Annotated in this window: 11 protein-coding genes; 6 read left to right on the forward strand and 5 right to left on the reverse strand. The window is 56.9% G+C overall.

Going from position 1 to position 24548, the window contains the following annotated elements:
• The first annotated feature begins 104 nt into the window (after positions 1 to 104).
• From ET33_RS27585 to ET33_RS27595, 3 genes are all read left to right on the forward strand, one after another.
• Entirely contained in the window at positions 105 to 11021 is a 10917-nt protein-coding gene (locus ET33_RS27585) for a non-ribosomal peptide synthetase (protein WP_036689872.1), read from the forward strand.
• Positions 11022 to 11218: 197 nt separating this feature from the next.
• On the forward strand, positions 11219 to 12127 hold the full coding sequence (locus ET33_RS27590) for a 5'-3' exonuclease (protein WP_268808338.1): 909 nt from the start codon (positions 11219 to 11221) through the stop codon (positions 12125 to 12127).
• Positions 12128 to 12148: 21 nt separating this feature from the next.
• Entirely contained in the window at positions 12149 to 12661 is a 513-nt protein-coding gene (locus tag ET33_RS27595; protein ID WP_036689873.1) for an acyl-CoA thioesterase, read from the forward strand.
• A gap of 106 nt (positions 12662 to 12767) precedes the next feature.
• Here ET33_RS27595 and ET33_RS27600 read toward each other — a convergent pair whose 3' ends face one another.
• Positions 12768 to 14006, reverse strand: coding sequence for an MFS transporter (locus ET33_RS27600; protein ID WP_051775699.1), 1239 nt, complete (start codon positions 14004 to 14006; stop codon positions 12768 to 12770).
• Between the two features lie 118 nt (positions 14007 to 14124).
• Here ET33_RS27600 and ET33_RS27605 point away from each other — a divergent pair, with 118 nt between their 5' ends.
• Both ET33_RS27605 and ET33_RS27610 read left to right on the forward strand, forming a co-directional pair.
• Entirely contained in the window at positions 14125 to 14940 is an 816-nt protein-coding gene (locus ET33_RS27605) for an AraC family transcriptional regulator (RefSeq protein WP_036689874.1), read from the forward strand.
• 108 nt (positions 14941 to 15048) lie between these two features.
• A complete protein-coding gene (locus ET33_RS27610; RefSeq protein WP_036689875.1) occupies positions 15049 to 15366 on the forward strand; it encodes a cupin domain-containing protein in 318 nt (105 codons plus the stop codon).
• Positions 15367 to 15487: 121 nt separating this feature from the next.
• Here ET33_RS27610 and ET33_RS27615 read toward each other — a convergent pair whose 3' ends face one another.
• Positions 15488 to 15781, reverse strand: coding sequence for a DUF3055 domain-containing protein (locus ET33_RS27615; RefSeq protein ID WP_036689876.1), 294 nt, complete (start codon positions 15779 to 15781; stop codon positions 15488 to 15490).
• Positions 15782 to 15991: 210 nt separating this feature from the next.
• Here ET33_RS27615 and ilvD point away from each other — a divergent pair, with 210 nt between their 5' ends.
• On the forward strand, positions 15992 to 17677 hold the full coding sequence (gene ilvD / locus ET33_RS27620) for a dihydroxy-acid dehydratase (protein ID WP_036689877.1): 1686 nt from the start codon (positions 15992 to 15994) through the stop codon (positions 17675 to 17677).
• A gap of 439 nt (positions 17678 to 18116) precedes the next feature.
• Here the strand turns inward: ilvD and ET33_RS27625 are convergent, their stop codons facing one another.
• Genes ET33_RS27625 through ET33_RS27635 form a run of 3 tightly spaced genes read right to left on the reverse strand, consistent with a single transcriptional unit; the run spans position 18117 to position 24510 of the window.
• The gene (locus tag ET33_RS27625; protein WP_036689878.1) at positions 18117 to 19481 is read right to left on the reverse strand and encodes a lanthionine synthetase C family protein; all 1365 of its coding nucleotides are present in this window, start codon (positions 19479 to 19481) and stop codon (positions 18117 to 18119) included.
• 38 nt (positions 19482 to 19519) lie between these two features.
• Positions 19520 to 21397, reverse strand: a complete 1878-nt coding sequence (locus ET33_RS27630) for an ABC transporter ATP-binding protein (RefSeq protein WP_036689879.1) — start codon at positions 21395 to 21397, stop codon at positions 19520 to 19522.
• Positions 21394 to 24510, reverse strand: coding sequence for a lantibiotic dehydratase (locus ET33_RS27635; protein ID WP_235206834.1), 3117 nt, complete (start codon positions 24508 to 24510; stop codon positions 21394 to 21396). The genes ET33_RS27630 and ET33_RS27635 overlap by 4 nt, the downstream gene beginning before the upstream one ends.
• Between the last annotated feature and the right edge of the window lie 38 nt (positions 24511 to 24548).

Raw genomic sequence — 24548 nt, forward strand, 5'->3', positions numbered from 1 at the left:
TGTGTTTACGGATGATTCCGCGGCGCACACTCGTAAAGTATTATCCGGCCGTATTCAACCCATCTGGTTGCCCCATTGTCCTAAATAAAGCAGGAGGGATGCAATTGACAGCCTTATTTGAGAAGGAAAAAGCTTACTGGAGCGGCAAGTTTGAGGGTGAAGATCATATTTCGTGCCTGCCTTACGACCGGGTTGGGCCGGTTTTGAACGGCGAGACCGGCTCAGGCATCAGAACAGGCGGCCTCCGAACGTATTCTGGCTCGCTGCCCCCGGATTTGTCCCAAAGGCTGATGTCCATCACCGGCGGATCGCCGTGGGCTGCGTTTATTGTTCTTTTGGCGGGGATCAAAAGCTTGCTACATACGTATACGGGCGAGGAAAATGTGGTGGTCGCCGTCCCGACGGTCGCGGACGCGAATCAGGGAGCTGCGCTGATTAACCCTTTGCTTCTATTAAAAAACAATGTCAATCATCAGACCGCCTTTAAAGCGCTGCTGGCGCAGATTAAATCGTCCGTCGGCGAAGCAATCGAGCATCAAAGCTTCCCTTTTTGGAATTACATTGATCACCTTCACGTCCCGCACGATTCGGAGGGCGTTCCCGTCATCCATACGGTCGTTGCGATGAAAAGCCTGCATACGAACGATTACAAGGAACATGCGGCGGCCGAGCTGGAGCTTCAATTCGAACTGGACCAAGGGGCGATCCGGTTAAACGTATCGTACGACGAGCAGCGCTATAGGGAAGAGACGATTGTCAGGTTTACGAATCGGCTAAATCGTTTTTTCGCCGCGGTATTATTCCAGCCGGAGCTTCGGCTTCAGGACGCTGATGTGTTAACGGAGGACGAAAAAGCGAAGATTGTCGAGCAATTCAATGCCACGGCGGTGGATTATCCACGGGAGCAGAGCATCGGCGCGCTGTTCGAGGCGCAGGCGTCGCGGACGCCGGAGCAGACGGCGGTTGTATGCGAAGATGCGAAGTTAACCTACCGCGAGCTGAACGAGCGGGCGAACTGTCTGGCACGGACGCTGCGGGCTGCAGGGGTGAAGCGCGATGAGCCTGTCGCCATCTTGGCCGAGCGTTCCGTCGAGATGGTGGTCGGGGTGCTGGCGATTTTGAAGGCCGGAGGCGCGTACGTGCCGATTGATCCGGAGTACCCGGAGGAGCGCATCCGATACCTATTAGACGATTCGAGGGCCAGACTGCTGCTCACGCAGCGCCGGGAGCTGGGGCGTACGAACTTTATGGGCACGGTCGTCGACCTGAACGATGAGGGTGCTTACCACGACGATGCAACGAACTTGGAGCCGATAAGCGGACCGGAGGATCTGGCGTATGTGATCTATACGTCGGGAACGACGGGCAAGCCGAAGGGCGTCATGGTCGAGCACCGCAACGTGGTCCGATTAGTAAAAAATACGAATTACGTTCGGTTGGACGAAACGACGCGCATATTGCAGACGGGTGCCGTTGTGTTCGACGCGTCAACGTTCGAAATATGGGGAGCGCTGCTGAACGGCGGGCAGCTGTATTTGGTCAGCAGCGACGTGATTCTGAACGCAGCCCGTTTGCAGGAAGCGATCCGGCAGTACGGCATCACAACGATGTGGCTGACCGCGCCGTTGTTTAACCAACTGACGCAGCAGAACAGCTGTCTGTTCGGCGACATGAACACGCTGCTCGTGGGCGGGGACGTATTGTCGGTACCGCACATCAACCGGGTGGTGCGGGACAACCCGGGGCTGCGTTTGGTCAACGGCTACGGTCCGACGGAAAATACGACGTTCTCGACGACGCATGCAATTGCAGGGGAGCAGACGGAAGCGGTGCCGATCGGCCGTCCGATTGCGAATTCGACGGCTTATGTGGTCGACCGCGGGATGAAGCTGCAGCCGGTCGGAGCGTGGGGCGAGCTGATCGTCGGCGGGGACGGGGTAGCGCGGGGCTACTTGAACCGCCCGGAGCTGACGGCGGAGAAGTTTATCGCCAGCCCGGTGAGCGAAGGAGAGCGCTGCTACCGGACGGGAGACTTGGCGCGCTGGCGTGTGGACGGGACGCTGGAATACAAAGGCCGGATCGACGAGCAGGTGAAAATCCGGGGCTACCGGATCGAGTTGGGCGAGGTAGAAGCGCAGCTGCTGCTCGTGGAAGGCGTGCGGGAAGCGGTCGTGATCGCGCGGGAGGACGAGCAGGGGCAGAAGCAGCTGTGCGCGTACTTTACGGCAGAGAGCGAGCTAAGCGCAGGGGAAGTGCGCAGCGCGCTGTCGCAGGAGCTGCCGGGGTACATGGTGCCGTCGTATTTCGTGCAGGTGGAGCGGATTCCGCTGACGCCGAACGGCAAAGTGGACCGCCAGGCGCTGCCTGCGCCAGAAGGAAGCGTCCAGACGGGAACGGAATACGTGGCCCCGCGAACGACGCTGGAAGCGCAATTGGCGCATATTTGGCAGGACGTGCTGGAGCTTCCGGCCGTAGGGATCAAAGACAATTTCTTTGATCTCGGAGGGCATTCTTTGCGCGCGACCAATCTGGTTTCCATCATTCAAAAAGAAATGCGGAAGAACGTGCAGCTTCGCGATGTGTTCCAGCATCCGACCATCGAACAGCTTGCGCAGGTGATCGAGGCGATGGAACAAACCGCGTACGCCTCGATATCGGCTGCTGCGGAGAGCGACTATTATCCGGTGTCCTCGGCTCAAAAACGGATGTACCTGCTGCAGCAGTTCTCCGGCGTCGGGCTCAGCTATAATATGCCGGGCGTGATGAAGCTGGACGGGCCGCTGGATCGGGCCCGGATGGAGGAGGCGTTCCGCCGTCTCATCGCGCGTCACGAAACGCTGCGCACCAGCTTTGACACGGTCAACGGCGGCGAACCGATACAACGGGTGCATCAAGAGGTCGGTTTTTCCGTAGAGTTCATGCAGACCGGAGAAGAAGAAGCCGCCGGACTCGTGCAACGGTTCGTGCGCCCGTTCGATTTGACGCAGGCCCCGCTGTTCCGGGTCGGGCTGATCGAAACCGGGCAGGATCATCATATTTTGATGTTCGACATGCATCATATTATTTCCGACGGAACGTCCATAGGCGTTCTCGTTCAAGAGTTTGTCCGGCTGTACGGACGGGAGGACTTATCGCCGCTTCCGATTCAGTATAAGGATTATGCCGTATGGCAGCAGGGGCAAAAACAAAGCGAGCGTTACCGCCGACAGGAGAGCTATTGGCTGGACGTTTTCTCCGGGGGCCTGCCCGTGCTCGACCTGCCGACCGATTATGCGCGTCCTGCGGTACGAAGCTTTAGCGGCAGCGTATATGAGTTTGTCCTTGACCGCAGACATAGCGAGGGACTCCGGCGGCTGGCGGCGCAAAGCGGGACGACGCTGTATATGGTGCTGCTTGCGGCGTATACTGCATTGCTCGGCAAATACAGCGGGCAGGAGGATATCGTGGTCGGGACTCCGATTGCGGGACGGCCGCACGCGGACTTGGGCGGCTTGATCGGCATGTTCGTCAACACTTTGGCGATCCGGAATGATCCGTCGGGAGAGAAAACGTTCCTTGCTTATTTGCAGGACGTCAGAGAACATGCGCTGCAGGCTTACGAAAATCAGGATTACCCGTTCGAAGAACTGGTCGAGCAGCTCAATATCCCGAGGGATATGAGCCGCAACCCGCTGTTCGATACGTTGTTCGTGCTGCAAAATACGGAACAAAAGGAGCAGCGGATCGACGGTCTGCAATTGGCCCCTTATCCGCAGGAGCACACGGTGGCGAAGTTCGACTTGAGCTTTCACGCGTCTGAGGATGGGGAGACGATCGGCTGCGGCTTCGAATACGCCACTGCGCTTTACAAGCGGGAGACCGTGGAACGGATGGCGGAGCATCTGGTCCGGCTCATCGATGCGGTTGTCGCTAATCCGCAAACAAACTTAACGGCGATCCAGATCGGGACGCCGCAGGAACAGGCGCAGATTGTCGAGCAATTCAATGCTACGGCGGCGGATTATCCGCGGGAGCAGAGCATCGGCGCGCTGTTCGAAGCGCAGGCGGTGTGTACCCCGGAGCAGACGGCGGTCGTGTGCGAGGACGCCAAGCTGACCTACCGCGAGCTGAATGAACAGGCGAACCGTCTGGCGCGGACGCTGCGGGCTGCAGGTGTGGAGCGCGACGAGCCGGTCGCGATCAGAGCCGAGCGCTCCGTCGAGATGGTGGTCGGGGTGCTGGCGATTTTGAAGGCTGGAGGCGCGTATGTTCCGGTCGACCCGGATTATCCGGAGGAGCGCGTCCGCTACCTGCTGGACGATTCGGGCGCCAAGCTGCTGCTGACGCAGCGCCGGGAGCTGGTGCGTGCGGACTTTGCGGGAACGGTCGTCGACCTGAGCGATGCCGGGGCTTACCACGACGATGCTTCGAATCTGGAGCCGATGAGCAGAGCGGACGACTTGGCGTATGTGATCTATACGTCAGGAACGACGGGCAAGCCGAAGGGCGTTATGGTTGAGCACCGCAACGTGGTCCGGTTAGTAAAAAATACGAATTACGTTCGGTTGGATGAAACGACGCGCATTTTGCAGACGGGGGCCGTCGTATTCGATGCGTCGACGTTTGAAATTTGGGGAGCGCTGCTGAACGGCGGTCAGCTGTATTTGGTGAGCAGCGACGTTATTTTGAACGCGGAACGTCTACGGAAAGCGATCCAGGAGTACGGGATCACAACGATGTGGCTGACCGCACCGTTGTTCAACCAGCTGACGCAGCAGAATAGCCGTCTGTTCGGGGACATGAACACGCTGCTTGTGGGCGGAGACGTACTGTCGGTGCCGCATATTAACCGAGTGCTGCGAGACAATCCCGGGCTGCGTCTGGTCAACGGCTACGGTCCGACGGAAAATACGACGTTCTCGACGACGCATGCGATTGTCGGCGAGCAGACGGAAGCGGTGCCGATTGGCCGTCCGATCGCGCATTCGACGGCTTATGTGGTCGACCGCGGGATGAAGCTGCAGCCGGTCGGAGCGTGGGGCGAGCTGATCGTCGGCGGAGACGGGGTGGCGCGGGGTTACTTGAACCGCCCGGAGCTAACGGCGGAGAAGTTTATCGCCAGCCCGGTGCGCGAAGGAGAGCGCTGCTACCGGACGGGAGACTTGGCGCGCTGGCGTGCGGACGGGACGCTGGAGTACAAAGGCCGGATCGACGAGCAGGTGAAAATCCGGGGCTACCGGATCGAGCTGGGTGAGGTGGAAGCACAGCTCTTGCGCGTGGAAGGCGTGCGGGAAGCGGTCGTGATCGCGCGGGAGGACGAGCAGGGGCAAAAGCAACTGTGCGCGTACTTCACGACGGAGAATGAATTGATGGCAAGTGAGGTTCGAAGCGCGCTGTCGCAGGAGCTGCCGGGGTACATGGTGCCGTCGTATTTCGTGCAGGTGGAGCGGATTCCGCTGACGCCGAACGGCAAAGTGGATCGCAGAGCGCTGCCGGCACCGGAAGGAAACGTCCAGACGGGGGCGGAATACGTGGCCCCGCGGACTGCCGTGGAGCAAGCACTGGCGTCGGTGTGGCAGGCGGTTTTAGGAGTCAAAAAGATCGGAGTTATGGACAATTTCTTCGACCTTGGAGGCGATTCGATTAAATCGATTCAAATTTCCTCCCGGCTGTTTCAAGCAGGCTACAAGCTGGAAATGAAAGACTTGTTCCAATTCCCGACCATAGCCGCGCTCAGCGGAGTTGTACGGCCAGTAAGCCGCATTGCCGACCAAGGAGAAGTTGCGGGCGACATGAAGCTGACGCCGATTCAGCATTGGTTTTTCGGGCAGGAGCCGGCCGAACCGCATCATTTTAACCAGGCGGTGATGTTTTACCGGAAGGACGGCTTCGACGAAGCGGCGCTCCGTCAGGCGATGCGCCATATCGTTGGGCATCACGACGCGCTGCGCACCGTTTACCGTAGGACGGAAAACGGCGGTTACGCCGCATGGAACCGCGGGGGCGACGAAGGCGAGCCGTTCACGCTGGATATCGCGGATTTCACGGCCGAACCGGACTGCGCCGCGTCGGTTGAAGCGAAGGCGAACGAGATTCAAAGCGGCATTGATCTGAGCGCCGGACCGCTCATGAAGCTGGGGCTGTTCCGCTGCGCGGACGGAGATCATCTGCTAATCGTGATTCAGCATCTGGTCGTAGACGGGGTATCCTGGCGCATCCTGTTCGAGGATCTGGCGAGCGCCTACGAGCAGGCTGTCCAAGGCGAGACGATCCGCCTCCCGCATAAGACGGATTCGTTCCGGCTGTGGGCGGAGCGGCTGTCCCTTTACGCCGATGACCCGGCCATGGAGCGAGAACGCGCCTATTGGCGGCAAATTGCCCAGGCCGGGTACGAGCCGCTGCCCAAGGACGAGACGCCGGACCGGCTGGAAAGGCCGCTCCTTGCGGAAAGCGGAGCTGTTACGGCGGTATGGACCGAGCAGGAAACGGGGCAGCTTCTCAAGCAAGCGCACCGCGCTTACAACACCGAAGTGAACGATCTGCTGCTTACAGCCGTAGGTATGGCCGTTCACCGGTGGAGCGGGATGGAGCGGGTGCTGGTCAATCTGGAAGGCCATGGGCGAGAAGCCATTGTTCCGGACATGGATATTACGCGCACCGTGGGCTGGTTTACAACCCAGTTTCCGGTCGTGCTGGAGATGGACGCCGGCCAAGACGTATCACAGCGGATCAAGCGGGTCAAGGAAGGGCTGCGTCAAATTCCGCAAAAGGGGATCGGCTACGGAATCCTCCGCTATTTGTCCGCGCCTCGGGAGGGCGAAACGTTCGCGGTGCGGCCGGAGATCAGCTTTAACTATTTGGGGCAGTTCGACCAGGATATGGAAGTGAATGCGCTCCACGCCTCTCCATATTCCAGCGGCTCGCCGATCGGACCGGGCATGGCCAGAGCCTATACGCTCGATATTAACGGCATGATCTCGGGCGGCGTGCTTGAGCTGACGATCAGCTACAGCGGCCAAACGTACCGGAAGGAAACGATGGAGCGGCTGGCCGGACTGCTGGAAGCGAGCTTGAGGGAAGTCGTTGCGCATTGCGCTTCTAAGGAGCGGCCGGAGCTGACGCCTAGCGACATTTCGTTTAAAGGATTGACCATCGAAGAGCTGGATCAGCTTGTGGAACAGGCGGGAGCCGCCGGTGAGATCGAGAACGTGTACGCGCTCACGCCGATGCAGAAAGGGATGCTATTCTACAGCCAGTTCGACCGGCAATCGTCCGCTTATTTCGAACAGGTGACCTACGATCTGCAGGGAAGCTTCGATATCGAGGCCTTCGCCCAAAGCCTGAATCTGCTTGTACGCCGGCATGGGGCGCTGCGGACCAATTTTTATACCGACAGGGGAACGGAGCCGCTGCAGGTCGTCTACCGGAGCAGGGACTGCGGCTTCCATTACGGGGACCTGCGTGGGATGGAAGAAGCGGAGCGCAGCGCTTATGCGCAAGCTTTCGAGATCGCGGATAAGGCGAAAGGCTTCGACCTGAGCCGGGACGTGCTGATCCGCGTATCGATCCTGCGCACCGGGGAACGGGCGTATCGCTTTATCTGGAGCTTTCACCACATCGTCATGGACGGCTGGTGCCTGTCTCTGGTGAACAAGGAAGTGTTCGAAGGCTACAACGCCCTCCGGGAGCAAAGACAGCCCGAGCTTGTCCCGGCCGTGCCGTACAGCCGTTTTATCGAATGGCTGGAAGCTCAGGACGGCGAGGCGGCCGCCGCCTATTGGCGCGAGTACTTGTCCGGCTACGAGCAGCGGACGGCGCTGCCGAGAACGAAGCCGTGCAAGGCGGAGGGCTACGGTCCGGGTGAATGGAGCTGCGGGCTGGGCAAATCGCTCACCGAGCGGATGAACCGGACGGCGAAGAAGCATCAGGTGACCGTGAATACGCTGATGCAGACCGCGTGGGGCGTCATTTTGCAGAAGTACAACAACAACGGAGACGCCGTGTTCGGCAGCGTCGTATCGGGCAGGCCGTCCGATATTCAAGGGGTGGAAGGGATCGTCGGCTTGTTTATTAATACGATCCCGGTGCGCATCCGCTGCGAGGCGGAAGAGACCTTCGCGGAAGCGATGAAGAGGACCCAGGAGCAAGCGCTGGCCTCCAACGCCTACGATACGTATCCGCTGTTCGAGATTCAGGCGCTGACTGAGCAAAAGCACGATTTGATCAGTCACATCATGGTGTTCGAAAACTATCCGGTAGAGGAGCAGGTGGAGCAGCTCGGAAGTCCCGAGGAGGAGGCTTTTGAGATCGGCAATGTGTCGGTATTCGAGCAGACGAATTACGATTTCAACCTGGTGGTGCTGCCAGGCGAAGAGATCCGGGTAAGCTTCGGCTACAATACGCTGGCGTACGATGAGGACGAGATCCGGCGCATTCAGGGGCATTTTGTCCATGTTCTGGAGCAGGTCATGGATAACCCGCACCTTCGCGTGAGCGAGCTGGAGCTGACGACGCCGGAGGAAAAAGAGCGGCTCGTCCGGGCGTTCAACGCGACGGCAGCGGATTATCCGCGGGAGCGGACCGTGCATGGCCTGTTCGAAGAGCAGGCGGCGCGTACGCCAGACCGGACGGCGGTCGTCTGGGAAGACGTGCGGCTGACCTACAGCGAGCTGAACGAGCGGGCGAACCGGCTGGCGCATACGCTGCGGGCCGAAGGGGTGCGGCCGGACAAGCTTGTCGCGATTATGGCGGAGCGGTCGCTTGAGATGATCGTCGGCGAGCTGGCGATTCTCAAAGCCGGAGGCGCTTATGTGCCAATCGATCCCGAATATCCGGAGGAACGGATTCGTTACATGCTGAAAGACTCGGGCGCACAGCTCTTGCTGCTGCAGGACCGTCTGCGGGAGCGCGTTTCTTTTGACAGCAAAGTCATCGTGCTGGACGACCCTCAGGCCTACGGAGACGACGGTTCGAATCCGGAGCACGCCAGCGGGCCGGACAGCCTGATCTACGTGCTCTACACGTCGGGAACGACGGGTCAGCCTAAAGGGGTGATGGTCGCGCACCGCAGCGTCATCAATACAATCCGTTGGTTCCATGCCAGGTACTTCGGACAAGTCCGGCCGCGGATGATTTTGACGGCGGAATATACGTTCGATCCCAGCGTGGAGCAGATGTTCGGCATGCTGCTGCACGGCGGCGAGCTGCACGTTATTCGTAAGGAGACGCTTTTGAGCAAGCGGCGTCTTTTGGATTATATAGCTGCCAACGAAATCCAAATCCTGGATCTTCCCCAAGCGCTCATGCGGGAATTTCTGGCCGGGGAAGACGAGGAGGTCCATCCTTCGCTGCGCGTCTTGATTTGCGGAGGAGAGCGGCTGGAGGATTCCTTAAAAGAAAAATTGGTCCGCAAAGGCTACGCGCTTCACAACCATTACGGTCCGACCGAGACGACGATCGATGTGCTTGCCGGCCAATGCGAAGCAGGGTTTCCAGTCACGTTAGGGAAGCCGATCCACAATACCGCAGCCTATATTTTGAATCGGCATAGGCAATTGCAGCCTGTAGGCGTGCCAGGCGAGTTGTATATTTCCGGTGACGGGCTGGCCAAAGGGTACCTGAACCGTCCGGAGCTGACGGCGGAGAAGTTTGTCGCCAATCCGTTCGCGCCGGGCGAGCGGATGTACGGCACGGGCGATTGGGCGAGATGGCTGCCGGACGGAACGATCGAGTTTGCGGGCCGCATTGACGATCAAGTCAAAATCCGCGGGTACCGGATCGAGCTTGGCGAGGTGGAGGCGCAGCTGATGAAGGTGCCGTCCGTCCGGGAAGCCGTCGTCGTTGCGATCGCGGACGAGGGCGGACTGCAGTTGTGCGCGTATGTCACTGGAGACCGGGAGCTTGCCGCAGGCGAGCTGCGTGATGCTTTGGCCGCAACGCTGCCGGGGTACATGGTTCCGGCGTATTTTGTGCCTGTGGAGCGCATGCCGCTGACTTCCAGCGGAAAGATCGACCGCAAGGCGCTGCCGGCTCCGGACGGAAGCATGCGGACGGGAATGGAGTACACCGCGCCCCGCACAGGGACGGAAGAACGGCTGGCGCAGATCTGGCAGGAGGTGCTGGGCGTTCCGCGCGCCGGGGTGAAGGATAATTTCTTCGCCTTGGGAGGGCACTCGCTCAAGGTGCTGGAGCTGGTGCGCAAAATTCATAGGGAGACGAGCATCGAGCTGCCGATTCGCGCCGTATTCGAATCGCCGACGGTCGAAGGGCTTGCGCGCGAGCTAATGAAATCCGAGCTGGAGCGGAACGCCGGTTACCCGGTCGTCAAGTTAAATGAGAGTGGCCCGATCAACCTGTTCTGCTTCCCTCCGATGATCGGCTATGGGCTTGCTTTTGCCGAGATGGCCAGACTGCTGGAAGACCGCTGCGTCGTCTACGGCCTCGACTTCATCCAGGACTGCGGGCATGAGGAAGAGCTGCTGGAGCGCTACGTGGAGCATATCGTCAGCATTCAAGACACGCAGCCTTACATACTGCTCGGCTATTCGACGGGAGGCAATCTGGTGCACGAAGTGGCCAAAGCGCTGGAAAGCAGAGGGTATGCGGTGTCCGATATCATCATGATCGATTCCATCAAGAGCAGTGAAATCATTGACTTGACCAGAGAGGAAACGGTCCGGGAAATCGATCTTCTGCTGGAACAAATCTCCGAACCGTATAAGCAAATTTTGACGGAGACGTATAAGCAAAAAATATACGACTACGCCATGTACAAAAACGGGCTGCTGAATACGGGAACGGTCCGGGCTGACATTCACGGCTTCGTGGCCGCAGGCACCGGCGCAGAGGATGCGGCGCCAGGCAACCGCTTGTTATGGAAGGAGTCGACGGAAGGAAGCTATGCGGAATATTCGTTGATCGGCAATCACGACGAGGTGCTGGAATCCGGTTTCGTCGAAGAAAACATCAAAGGCATCCAAGCAATCCTGCAGCAAATCGCCGAAAAAACGTCCGGTACCCGCGTCGAGTCTCATTTGGTATAGCGAACGGATATCGACCCAATTCATCCTGATCGAACGGGGAGCCTTTCAGGCCCACGAATCGATCGGGATTCTTTTTTTGGATTGCACGAACTTAGCTGGGACTTTTTGCTTCTGCAAACGTTGCGTCTCCAGCATGCGAACCTGTGTTATAATGATGAAGGAATAACGGTTCATGGGAGAGATGAAGCTTGGAGCAATTGAAGGATACCAACGATATAAATGATTTGGATGATAAGCAGGGAACGCTTCCGCGGGTTCTGCTCGTTGACGGAATGGCCTTGCTGTTCCGCGCTTTTTATGCCACTTCCTACAGCGGCTATATTATGAAAACGAGCGCCGGGACGCCGACGAACGCCGTATTCGGGTTCGTGAAATATTTTTGGGACGCGGTTCAGCGGTTTGGGCCGACACACATCGTATGCTGCTGGGACATGGGCAGCAAAACGTTCCGCAGCGAGCAATTCACGGAATACAAGGCGAACCGGGTCGAATGTCCGGAAGAGCTTATTCCCCAGTTCGACCTTGTCAAAGAAGTGACGTCCAGCTTCGGCGTCGTGAACGTAGGCATCTCCGGGTACGAGGCTGACGATTGTATCGGCACGCTGGCGAAGCACTTCAGCCAGGACGCGGAAGTATACATACTGACGGGAGATCACGATATGCTGCAGCTCGTGGCCGAGCGGGTGCGCGTCGTGATTATGAAGAAGGGCCAGGGCAATTACGCCGTCTACAGCCCGGAATCGCTGCTTGAGGAAATGCAGTTGGCACCGAAACAAATTATCGATCTTAAAGGGCTCATGGGCGATACGGCGGATAATTACCCGGGTGTCAAAGGCATCGGAGAAAAGACGGCGCTCAAGCTGCTGGTGGAGTACGAATCCATTGAGGGGATTTTGGAAAATCTGGCGCTGCTGCCGAAAGGTGTCCGCTCCAAGATCGAGACGCAACTTGACATGCTGCATCTCTCGCGAAGCCTTGCGACGATCTGCTGTGAAGCTCCCGTCGCCTGCGCGCTGGAAAGCTGCTTCTGGGAAATGGACCGGCAAACGGTTTTGAGCAAGTTTGAAGAGCTCGAATTCAGGGGATTAATGAAATTGATCGGATAATGAAAAGAGGCGGCTGAACTTATGGAACAACAATATGCCAAACAATCGCGTTGCTACAAAACTTCCCGGGTATTCCCGACCGATGTCAACAACCACAATACGCTGTTCGGCGGCAAGCTAATGGCTTATATTGACGATATCGCTTCGATTTCGGCTTCCAAGCACTGCCGGGAAAACGTCGTTACCGCATCCACCGACTCCGTCGACTTTTTGTCGCCCGTGCGGCCTACGGACTCGGTTTGCCTCGAATCGTTCGTCACGTGGACCGGTAAAAGCTCGATGGAAGTATTTGTAAAAGTCATCACCGAGGACCTGATTACCGGCGAGCGCAAAATCGCGGCAACGGCCTTTCTGACCTTCGTCGCGCTGAATGACGACCAGCGGCCCGTTCCGGTGCCGCAAGTCGTCCCGGAGACGGAGGAAGAGAAGCGGCTGCACGAAACGGCGAAGCACCGGGCGGAAATACGCAGAATCCGCCGGGAGCAAAGCAAGACGTTCGCCGATTATTTGATTACGGATTTTCCTTGGGAATAAAAAACCGAGGATGGGAATGAAACAGACCTCCTAAAACTGCTGATGCGGCTCGGAGGTCTGTTCTGTTTTATCTTGGATGGAGCGCAGGGTTATCAGGAATCGGCAGTCAGACCCCCGCGACCGTCTCCGCTTCGGGGATTTGCCTCGCCGTACCGACGTCTTTGGGCAGGAGCAGGGCGGCGACGCCCAGCAGCGGGAGGAAGGCGCAGAGCTGAATGACAAAGGAGATGCTCGTCTTATCGATCAGCGCGCCCAGAACGACGGACCCGAGCCCGCCAAGTCCGAACGCCAATCCGAAAAACAACCCGGCGACGGTCCCGACCTTCCCGGGGAGCAGTTCCTGCGCGTATACGATAATCACCGTAAACCCGGACATCAGGATGGCGCCGATCATAAAGCAAAGCACGGCGGCCCAGAACGGCGTTGCATAGGGCAGCAGCAGCGAGAATGGCGCGGTGCCGAGAATGGAAAACCAGATGATCCGCTTCCGTCCGAAACGGTCGGCAAGCGGGCCGCCGAACAGCGTCCCGAGCATGCCGGCCGCTTGAAGCACGAATAAGCAAAGCTGGGCCTTTTCCAAGGACAACCCGTACCGGTCCATATAATAAAAGGCATAGTAGCCGGTCATGCCGGCAATATACACAAATTTGGAGAACAACAAGACAATCAGCAAACCGATGGCGAAGGAGACATATCCTTTTTTCAAGGGCTTCGTATCGGCCGGTAAGGCGCTCCGTTTCTTGGCGGACTGAGCGGCAAGATGACGCCGGTACCAGCCCGAGACGATGCCCTGCAGCACGATTCCCAATACGGCGGCGAATGAGAACAAGAGCAGCCCTCGTTGTCCTTGAGGCACCACAAGCCAGGCGACGATTAAGGGAGCCAGCGCCTGTCCGGTGTTACCCCCGACCTGAAAGATGGATTGGGCAAGTCCTCTTCCTTTGGCGGAGGCAAGGTGGGCGACTCGCGAAGATTCGGGATGCAGCACGGACGAGCCGACTCCCAGCAGCAAGGCGGAGGCAATCAGCATCCACCAATTGGCCGAATAGGCGAATCCGATCATGCCGAGCAGCGAGAAAACCATGCCCGCCGGAAGCAGCAGCGGCGTCGGACGCTTGTCGGTGTAATAGCCGACAAGCGGCTGCAATACGGAGGCCGTGACGTTCAGGGCGAAGGCGATCCAGCCGATTTGCGCGAAGCTGAGCTGCATCGTTCGCTGGAAGATCGGGAATACCGCAGGGATGGCGGACTGCATCGCGTCGTTCAGCAGATGCGCCAGGCTGACCCCGGTCAGCGCAAGCATGCCGGCCGAGGCGGTTTTGCTTAACGTGTCTTTAGCGTTCATAGGCACCTATCCTTTTTTTCTTTCTAATCTTAAGGGAGGAAGCGGACGAAGTCGCCGCAAAAATTGCTTAACGTCCGAGCAATTTTTGCTATAATGGCGGGAAGGAGGGAGACCGGACATGCAATTTAAATTAACGACGCCGAACATGGAGCTATGGCGAATCGAGAATACGTTTGAGAATATCCCCCATGCCCACGCCGATTTTTACCAAATTACCATTCCGGTCACCGGCACGTGTCGCTTAACGCAGGAGCGGAGAGTGTATTCGATCAGTGGAGGCCATGCTTTGATCCAGCATCCGGGGGAGGAGCATCATTTTTCGCTCGGTCCGGATGGGGGCGTATATATCGTGCAGGTCCGGAAGCAGCTGCTTGTTGAAGGATGGTCGGTGCAGGAGCCGGAGCTGGATGCCAGGCCCCTTGTTAATCTAGAAGACATTAAAAAACAAATGAAGGCCTGGACTTCCGAGCTGGTGCTTCGCGACGGTCCCGACCCGCTGGCGGTGGAAGAAACCGAAGGCCGGGTGCTGGCTTATATACGGCGCATGGTGGATAAAAGCGGCTCACGCGTCTCCGACGGTCTGAACGGACGGCATGTCGATCGGGCGCTCGTGTCAGGGATGACGGATATCCTGGAGTTTATTCATGCGCATTATACGGAGCGGCTGACGATGGAGAGGCTGGCTTCGCTCGTTTATCAGAGCAAGTTTCACTTTATCCGCTCTTTTACGCAGACGGTGGGCGTGACGCCCTATCAATATATTTTGCGCTTGCGGATCGAACAGGCGAAGGAACAGCTCGCGAGGACGCGCGCCAGCGTTACGGAGATCAGCTACAGTCTGGGGTTTTCGAGCCCAAGCCAACTATACCGGGCCTTTGCCAAAGCGACAGGCGTCACGCCGGAGCAGTACCGCAAAGGAGCTGCCTCCCGCTAAGACGTCCGCACCTGAAAAAAAGCCTGTTTCACCTTGGGAAACTCCCTTCGAATTCGTACGACCCTGCGATATAATCGAAAGACTAGGATCGGGAAGAGGGGACGGCGCATGAGCAACATCAACGTATGGGAAAACGCCGAGCCTGGCGTGAAACGGAAAATATTCGAGCCGGGAGCCGGCATCATGATGATGGAAGTGCATTTCGAGGAAGGGGCCGAAGGGTACGTGCACAGCCACCCGCACGAGCAGCTGTCGTACTGCTTGAAGGGCCGGCTGGAATTTACGGTAGACGGGGAAACGAAAGTGGTCGTGGCGGGAGAGACGATCTACATCCCGAGTGGAGCGAAGCACGGCTGCCGGGCGCTGGAGGCAAGCGCGCTGCTCGACTCGTTCACGCCGGTGCGCGAGGATCTGGTCCGAAGATAACGGGGCAAGCCGCCCGGATGCCGTATTTAGCGGTGCCGGGGGCTTTTCTGCATATTCGGGGCGCTTCCTTCAAAGTAAAAAACGGGCTTACCGTGAAGTAATCCCGTCTCCCGCTATTCGTTCAAATGTCCGTGAAGCTGATTGGTCCGACAACGTCGCTCAGAAACGCCCGCAGCTCGTTGGCTTCCTCTTCGTTGAGTTTGTACGCGTGCTCCAAGTATCCTTCTTCCTCCAGATCGTCGGGGCCGATGACTGCCGTCCGTCCCGTCTGCATATCGGTGACTAATTTTTTTCCATAAAAACGATTCGTGCTCGTAATCGCCAGATCAAACCGCCGCAGCGTTTCGCCGACTACGCATACGAAGCGGGTTTTCGTTTCCTCCGTACCGTCGTACAAAAAATCAAACTCCGTCATGACGCATCCTCCGATACTTAATTTCCTGAAGCTAACCGAATTATAACAGATTTGCCGACCAGGCCGCAAAAACGGCTCGTCAGCCAGGGAAACTGGCTTTTTTCCAATTCGGTTCACGTTTTCAATTCCGGGGAAACGTGATACAATCGAGTGAAGCGTTAAATCGTAGAATTCTATTTTCATAGGGATGGAAACGGAGGCTTTAAGCGAATGTCCAAGGGAAAAATGAGAAGCGACATGATCAAAAAGGGCTTTGACCGTGCTCCGCACCGCAGCTTGCTGCGTGCCGCCGGCGTCAAAGAGGAGGACTTCGACAAGCCGTTTATCGCGGTTTGCAACTCGTATATCGACATTGTTCCGGGTCACGTTCACCTGCAGGAATTCGGCAAGCTCGTGAAAGAAGCGATTCGCGAAGCGGGCGGCGTGCCGTTTGAATTTAACACAATCGGCGTAGACGACGGCATTGCCATGGGGCATATCGGCATGCGCTATTCCTTGCCGAGCCGCGAGATCATTGCCGATTCTCTCGAAACGGTCGTATCCGCGCACTGGTTCGACGGCATGGTCTGCATCCCGAACTGCGACAAAATTACGCCGGGCATGATGATGGGCGCACTGCGCGTCGACATTCCGACGGTTTTCGTCAGCGGCGGTCCGATGAAAGCGGGTAAAACGAGCGACGGCCGTTCGATCTCGCTGTCCTCCGTGTTCGAAGGCGTGGGCGCTTACCAAGCCGGCAAAATCGACGACAAAGGTCTGCTTGAGCTTGAGCAATACGGCTGTCCGACCTGCGGTTCCTGCTCCGGCATGTTCACGGCGAACTCGATGAACTGTCTGGCGGAAGCTCTCGGTCTGGCGCTCCCGGGCAACGGTACTATCTTGGCGATTTCCGAAGACCGCAAAGAATTCGTGAAGCGTTCCGCGAAGCAGCTCATGGAGCTGATTCAAAAGGATATCAAACCGCGCGATATCGTGACGATGGAAGCGATCGACAATGCGTTCGCGCTGGATATGGCGATGGGCGGCTCGACGAATACCGTGCTGCATACGCTTGCTTTGGCGCACGAAGCGGGCTTCGAATACCCGATCGAGCGGATCAACGAAGTGGCGAAGCGCATCCCGCACTTGGCGAAAATCGCTCCGGCCTCCGATTATCATATCGAGGACGTGCACAACGCCGGGGGCGTTAGCGCCGTTCTGAACGAATTGTTCAAAAAGCCGGGCGCGCTGTACGGCGACTGCATCACCGTGACCGGCAAAACGCTGCGCGAAAACGTAGCCGGCTGCGACATTTTGAACACGGACGTCATCCATACGCTTGACAATCCGCACTCGGAGCAAGGCGGCTTAGCGGTGTTGTTCGGCAACCTTGCGCCGAACGGCTCGATCATCAAGGTCGGTGCGGTCGACAAGTCCGTAGGCGGCTATCACAAAGGGCCGGCTATCTGCTTCGATTCGCAGGAAGCGGCGCTGGAAGGCATCGCCAACGGCAAAGTGAAAGAAGGCCACGTCGTCGTTATCCGTTACGAAGGCCCGAAAGGCGGCCCCGGCATGCCGGAAATGCTCGCTCCAACCTCGCAAATCGTTGGGATGGGGCTCGGCGCGAAAGTCGGTCTCATTACGGACGGCCGTTTCTCCGGCGCATCGCGCGGTATCAGCATCGGCCACATCTCGCCGGAAGCGGCGGAAGGCGGTCCGATCGCCTTCGTCGAAGACGGCGATATCATCGAGCTCGATCTCGTTAACCGCAAAATCGAGCTGCTGGTCGGCGACGAGGAATTCGAACGCCGCCGTGGCAACTGGAAAGGCTTCGAGCCGAAGGTGAAAACGGGTTATCTGGCCCGCTATTCCAAGCTCGTAACCTCGGCCAGCACCGGCGGAGTCATGAAAATCTAAGAAGCAAAAATAGCGGCTCACCGGGAGCGATTCCGGCGGGCCGCTTTATGTTTCACAATATTCATATTCGTCAGGCTCTGCCGCTTCCGTCTTGAACAACGGGATAGAAATTGTGCAATGTAGTCACTTATAAACCCTTGAAAGTTCTCCAACACAGAGTAAAAGTAAACCGATGGAAGTCTAATGCAAATTAGCATTATTCCACCAAAGATTCCGAATAATAAATTTAATTTGCGCTCCATAACATCACCCTTTAGATTCCTAGAGCAACCAAATTTGGTTTTAAGTTGTAACGCCATTATAAAATTTCACATCGTAAGTAGCAAATAGAAGAACAAAAGGTACTGAACTAATGTGGTTTTCTAACCAGAGTGTAACGAACATTGGTGAAAAACAAAGAGCCGACGGACAAGTGAACCGTCGGCTAGAGCGATAAATATTACTTCAACAGGAAAACCTGATCCCACTCCGGCTCCCGATCTTGAATGACAGCCAGCAGCGCAAGCGCAACGCCCGCAGCCCCGTCCAGCATGCCGGCGAAATGCAGCTTTTCGCCAGCCTCCAGCTCTTCAAAGCCGTAAGGCGCACTAGCATCATAGGACTGTACAATTCGATCGACGAGACGGTCGCGCAAAGGAAGCAGCTCTGCGGTCCCCGTGTCTGCGATCATCCGCTGCGTCATCTGCAGAAGACCGGCATAACCATGGCAAAACGTGGCGGAATGCAAGTTCCACAGCCGTTCGGGACGCCGGGTCGTGCCAAGGAACGATTGAACCGCCGCCTCCCTCCACGCCGGTTCCCCGAGCGCTTGCCCCGCGAGCCACAGCGTGCGTGCGACGCCGGGCCCGCCGTAGCACCAAGCTTCGCGGGGTGGTGAGCTGCTTGCGGCGCCCGCCGCCTGCTCCTGCCACGATACATGAGCGGGCCAATAGGGGCCGTACTCATCCTTGATCGTAAACCGCATCAACCATTCGGTGATGGATCGGATGGCTTCCCGCCCGCCCTCCACTTCGACGCCTTGTTGGAGCGCAAGGGAGAGCAGGACCAACGGACCCGGGATGCCATGGGAAACTCCGCCGTTAAAGTAGCCCTCGGGATATAGCTCCTGATCGGAGGAGGAAATAAGCCGGTCGGGCGAAATATACCATCCCGGAACCTGTTTACCTTGCATCTCCTTACACCCGCACAGCTCAACCATATACTCAAGCACCTGCGTAAGCGCAATGCGCATCTCGGGCTGCTCTTTAAAATGTAGCAAATAACGTCCTATGCCGCTTAAGCCCTGCATCACGTCGTAATCGGACATGAGTACGCCTTCTTTTATATTTCTTCGGACAACAAACATGTACTCGGGAAACATGCGCAGGAAAAAGTCGTTGAGTGACCGAAGCATATTCCCGTACCGGGTGCCCTGCCGAGACAAAGCCCGGATGCCCGTAACGATACCGGCCATACCGCTCCATAGGGATAAAGACTCGATTCCCTGCCGTTCCAGAGCTTGCTGCATGAGCACGACGTAGCGGTGACCGGCGACGTCCCATTGTCCATCAGGCTCTAGGCGATCCAGTTCGCCGAACAACAGGCATAACCCCGAATATCCCCGCGCAAGGTGCAGTCCGTTCCACTTTACGTAGAACTTTCCTTGTTCTATCCGTTTCTGTTCTTCCACGAGAGCGAATCGCTCGATTTCTTCCGGGTCCTTCAATCGCCGGGCCGTCTCCATCACAATCGAGCGGACCCGTTCGATTCGTTCGGCGCCTTCAAGCGGCGGCCACTTGGCCTCGCAAGCTTCTTTCGGGTTCATTCCGATTTCTCCCTTCGGATCATGGTTGCCAGCCGTAATCACACGGCCGAACGCGCTTTGCGCTCATGATCGGCGTCCAAATAAGCGTTCGCTTGCATCAAATAAAGCTCCGCATACATTCCGTTCTGCTGCATGAGCTGTTGATGATTGCCCTGTTCCACCACGGTGCCTTGATCCATCATGAGGATATGGTCGGCGTACCGGATGGCGGAGTAGCGGTGGGAAATGAAGATGCCTAACCGGTCGCGGACCAGCTCCCGGAACGCCTGAAACACCTGCAGCTCGGTTTCCGGATCAAGCATGGAGCTGGGCTCGTCCAGCACATAGAGCTCGGCTTCGCGCATGAAAGCTCTGGCGATGGCAATCCGCTGCCACTGTCCACCGGAGAGCTGCTGCCCTTCGTCAAACAAACGCCCGAGCTGGGTGGCAAGGCCTGCCGGCATGGATCGGACCAACTCGGCGATACCCGCCCGATCCGCCGCCTTCCACAATTCGGCGTCCTCCTCCATTTGCGCTACGTTGCCAAAACCGATATTTTGCCGGACCTGCATCTCATATTGGACAAAATCCTGGAATACGACGCCGACCTTGCGGCGAAAAGTTTCGCAGTCCATATCGCGGATTGAGACGCCGTTGATGAGAATGTCTCCTTCGAAGGAGTCGTACAGCTGCGTCAGCAGCTTCATCAGCGTTGACTTCCCGGACCCGTTGCGCCCTACAATCGCGAGCGTTTCTCCGCGCTGCAGGGTAAAGCTGACATTCCGCAGAGCCGGATAACTGCCGCCGGGATAACGGAAAGACACATTGCGGAATTCCACCGATTGGATGACGGACGTATTGGCCGCACGGGAAGCCTCTGCAGCTCCGATTTTTCTGGCGGCAGGATCGGAGGACTGCAAATCTAGGAAAGCGAACAGTTGCTGCAAAAATAAATTGTGCTGACATAAGGAAAGAATGCCCTGCGTCAAATTTTGCGACGAAACCAAGGTTAACGTAATGGCTTGGGTATAGCTGACCACATGGCCGATCAAAATTTCTCGTCGATAAGCGGACCATAAGACCATGAGAAACATGAACGCATTGACCCCTTGCTGGATCGCTTGAAAAATAGCTCCCATACCGAGCCGCTTCTTGATCATGCGCTTGTCTTCCGCCAAAAACTGGCGAAGCAGCTCATGATATTTGCCGAGTAAATAACCGCCCAGTTGAAACAGCTTGATCTCCTTGAAAGAGATATCCCTTGTCAGCAGCACGGACAAATACCAGGTATGCCGCATTTTCGGAGCCCGGTTCCATTGAAGCATAAACTCCTGCTGCCCGATCCTCAGAAACGAATAGAAAGAGGCCAAGGGAATGAGGATCAGGAGAAAAGCCGCCCACCATTTCCACGAAATGAGCATAGCTGCGGTCGAGAATAACGTAATGGACGCGGTAACAATGGACAAAATCTGCTGCAGGATTTGATAAGGCCGATGACCGGCCTCGTTCTGAGCGCGTTTCAGGGCGTCCTGCACCTGGGAGTTCTCAAAATCGCTAAGCGAAAGGGAAATCGACTTCTCCATAATGAGCATGGTGATCCGATTGCTGAGCAGCGTTTCAAATAATTTGCTGATGAAATTTTGAGCCAGCGACAGCGCTTCATTAAATGCGGTAAACATAGTGAGCCAAATAAAGGGCCAAAGCACGGTTTGAAAACCGGTATCCGAAGCGGCGCCTATGCTGTTGATCAAGGTTTGGAGCAGCAGCAGCGAGATGACAGGCGAAGCGCCGCGCAGGATGTTAATCAATAAAATCAGCAAGAAATACGGTTTGTGCGTTTGCCACAGCAATTGGAACACGCGAGGCCAATAGCGAAAGGATTGCACAATATTCGTTAGATTTACGGTTAGGGATGCTTCTTCCGCAGCCGAGCTCATGGCTGATTCCTCCTAACATGCTGCAAGCTGTATAACGTATGTCTGGCCAGAGTCAACACCTTCTGCTCTTCTTCCCTTTGGATGCCGAATAGCCGGTTCAAATGCATATGGGTCACGCTTTGCATCAGATCCTCCCGAGTATTGGTCAAGGTTCCTTCCGCTTGGCACAGCCGGATTCCCTCGACGTACCGGGCGATCACCTCGCCGCGGGCTCGGAGCATCGGCAGGATGGCCGCTCCGTCAGGAAGATGGCGAAGCTGGGCAAAGTCTCCTCTGGCATCCCCGAATTTCATAAGAAACGGCCGATACTGACGGAACAGCTCCAAATGCTCCTTGTGCTGTACCAACGTGTTAAGCCAGTCGAATTGCTCAGAAAAGGACAGCCCGAACCGTTCCATCATGTCAATGACGCTGATGACAGCCAGCAAATGCGGGTCCAGGTTGAGATGTCCCGATTGTCGGGCATGAATCCATTCGGCCACGACCCGGCTGTCGAGACAGAACAGCCGCTCCGCCGTCCCAATCAACGTCCGGCCCCCATACCGCTCGATTTCCGGATCGTAAGTATCGATCACTAGGCGGGACAACAGCCCGTCTTCCACGCACTGCCGTGTAAACCGGTACAGCTGCGGCAGCAGCGCGGTGTGAAGCTGCTCGGGGTGGCCGCAGAAACGCCAGCGAAGATGCGGATCGGGATCGGCATAGCGCATAAAGAAGCTGCCGGCCGCCCATCCTTGCTCCTCCGCCTGGCGGCAAAACTCCAGCAGAGGCCCTCCGATGAAAGCGTCGGCGCGATGATCCGCACCGTACCATTTCAGATACAGCCATTCGCTGCCCGGCATTTTCAATCTCTCCGCGAGGCGGATGGAGGGAGAGGCGGGAGCTCCGTCGAGATCCGGCTGTGAGGAAGCTTGCGGCAGGTCCCGTTTGACGAGAGGAAAGACAAACTCGGTCACGTAGTGCCCGGCTGCGCTCTCGGGAAGATGCTCAAACGCAAAGCCGGTTTCGGTTAAGACGATCTGCCCCCCAGGCTGAAGCTTCGTATAATCCCGATACACTTCATCTCGATGAAGTGGGGAGTCGAGATCCAGCAGCAAGCGGTTATCCGATTGGGTCAAATAAACGAAGCGCGGTACATTCCACTGCTTCCGGTACGCATCGAAAGCCTGGCGCCACTGCGTTTCCGTCATGTTCCCGTGAAATGGCGGCAGATCCGCGTTAAACTTCCAGCAGGCCGCCGCAATGATCGTTTTGCTGTACCTTAACCGCGGCAAAAAAGGAAGGGTTCGCAGCTCGTTCCACTCGAAAAAATCGATGTTGCGCTGGTTTTCCATCGATAACTCACGCAAAAACCGGTAGACGTTAGGCGACTGCGACGTATTCAGCATGTGGTTCGTAACCGGAATGACCCTTCGGTTTTTTGCCAGAGACCTTAAATAAAAACCGCTGGAGGAAATGCCGACGACCAGATCAGAGAGCGGGATCGTATGCTCCGGATCTTTGGCCGAATTGGTGCCGATGTCGATTTCGTATTCGCGAATATTCGTACTCAGAGCAACGTTGGCTGCCCGGCCGTCTCCCGGAAAATAAACGAGCTCGGCGAGGATCGCTTCGGGATGAAGCTTTTGCTCCAATCGGTCAATTTGCTTGAGCTTGTCCACAAAGGAGAAATCAAACAAATCGACAAACCGGCCGACGGATTTGCCCGCACCGTAGGTGCCCGTCGTTCCTCCGGCAATCAGGAGAAAGTCACCCTCCTCCACCGCTTGGCCGGATCGGGCGGCAAGGCCAAAATACAATTCCAACGACCGTGGTGCGTACTTTTCTTCCATCGGCACAGGTTCAAGCTGCATCACCATGTCGTCGGTCAGCTCCAATTCCTGCCGCCCATGCTGGAGGCATGTCATGACCCATTGAGTCAGCAGCGTCTTTTTCTTTTGCTGGGCGAAGGAAGGGGTGGTATCTTCCTTGCGTTTGCCCCGGGGATATTCATATCCGGCCGGAGCGCCAAGCCCGATGTCTGCATCCAGCAGCTCCAGCAGGGGAACCTCGCGGTAAGCTCCGTACTTCTCCATGAAATCCGCACGGTAGCTTTCCAGATGTGAAAGTCCCAGCCGTTCCCCGGAGATTCGCCAAAGCGTTTCGCCGACGCGCTCGATCTCCTGCGCAACGGATTTGGGGAGGGTTAACGCCTCCATCGAAAGAGCCATGTCCACTTGCAGGAGATTATCCGCTTCGGCAACGGATTTCATATGCTCTGCCAGTTCATGATATAACGGCTCGCCTTGCCCGATTTCCGTACGGTTATAGCTCGCGATAAGGGCTGAGGCCGTTTCCAGCTTCGTCCTCTCGTCTTCCATGCCTGCGATATCGGCTAAACGCCGCAGTACGTAATCGAATGGCGAAGCGGTCATGAGAGGCGGGCGCAGGTCCGTAATGATGATTTCCTGCTGAACCAGCTGCCACAGAAATTGGTTTATTTGCTCGAGTGACGTATCGGAAAATTGGCTGTGCAGCTTCAGCGCCAATTCGCAAAAGGGGAGGGGCTGGCGGGTAAGCTCCATCACCTGCTTCACAGCCGGAGTAAGGCGAACGGAGGTGCTCTCCATCGTGCTTTTGCTTTTCTGCTTGACGCCGTACTTGGTCAGGTAAGGCAGGTAAAGGCGGGAGCCTACGGGATAAGCCAAAGAATTGAGACTGACCTTTAACTGCTTGACGATGTCAAACCGGCTCTCCAAGCCGGACAGCACTTTCAACAGCCACTCCATATCCGGGCGGGCTCGCTTGGCGTGGGCCGCTACAGGTTGAAGCTCAAACGCATACCGCTCCCCAAAATTTCCATATGTTACTCCAGAAAATAAACCAAAAGGCGTCGGACGCGAGGTCATGCGCAGCAAATAGCGCAGAAAGCCTTTTACGGCCTGATCTTGTTTGCGCGGATGCTCCTGGTTGGTTAGATTGGGCAAGGCCTGAAGCAGCGGCAAGCTGGATACGGCAATGGCCTCCCGGATGATAGGCAATTCGGCGTAGGCGGCCAATTTCTCGAACCATGGCTGGCGGTTATGCGCTTCATCCTCATTTTGATCGACAGAAAGGTTCTGGAATAGTTCCACCGGCAATAAAGGCATCCTCAAAATAAAAAAATCAAGCG

It is taken from the genome of Paenibacillus tyrphae (assembly GCF_000722545.1).
GTDB lineage: Bacteria > Bacillota > Bacilli > Paenibacillales > NBRC-103111 > Paenibacillus_G > Paenibacillus_G tyrfis.

Excerpts from the sequence above, each read along its gene's own strand:
- ET33_RS27630 (WP_036689879.1), bottom strand. The coding sequence starts at position 21,397 with ATGAGCTCGGCTGCGGAAGAAGCATCCCTAACCGTAAATCTAACGAAT.
- ET33_RS27605 (WP_036689874.1), top strand. The coding sequence starts at position 14,125 with ATGCAATTTAAATTAACGACGCCGAACATGGAGCTATGGCGAATCGAG.
- ET33_RS27595 (WP_036689873.1), top strand. The coding sequence starts at position 12,149 with ATGGAACAACAATATGCCAAACAATCGCGTTGCTACAAAACTTCCCGG.
- ET33_RS27625 (WP_036689878.1), bottom strand. The coding sequence starts at position 19,481 with ATGAACCCGAAAGAAGCTTGCGAGGCCAAGTGGCCGCCGCTTGAAGGC.
- ilvD (WP_036689877.1), top strand. The coding sequence starts at position 15,992 with ATGTCCAAGGGAAAAATGAGAAGCGACATGATCAAAAAGGGCTTTGAC.
- ET33_RS27600 (WP_051775699.1), bottom strand. The coding sequence starts at position 14,006 with ATGAACGCTAAAGACACGTTAAGCAAAACCGCCTCGGCCGGCATGCTT.
- ET33_RS27610 (WP_036689875.1), top strand. The coding sequence starts at position 15,049 with ATGAGCAACATCAACGTATGGGAAAACGCCGAGCCTGGCGTGAAACGG.
- ET33_RS27615 (WP_036689876.1), bottom strand. The coding sequence starts at position 15,781 with ATGACGGAGTTTGATTTTTTGTACGACGGTACGGAGGAAACGAAAACC.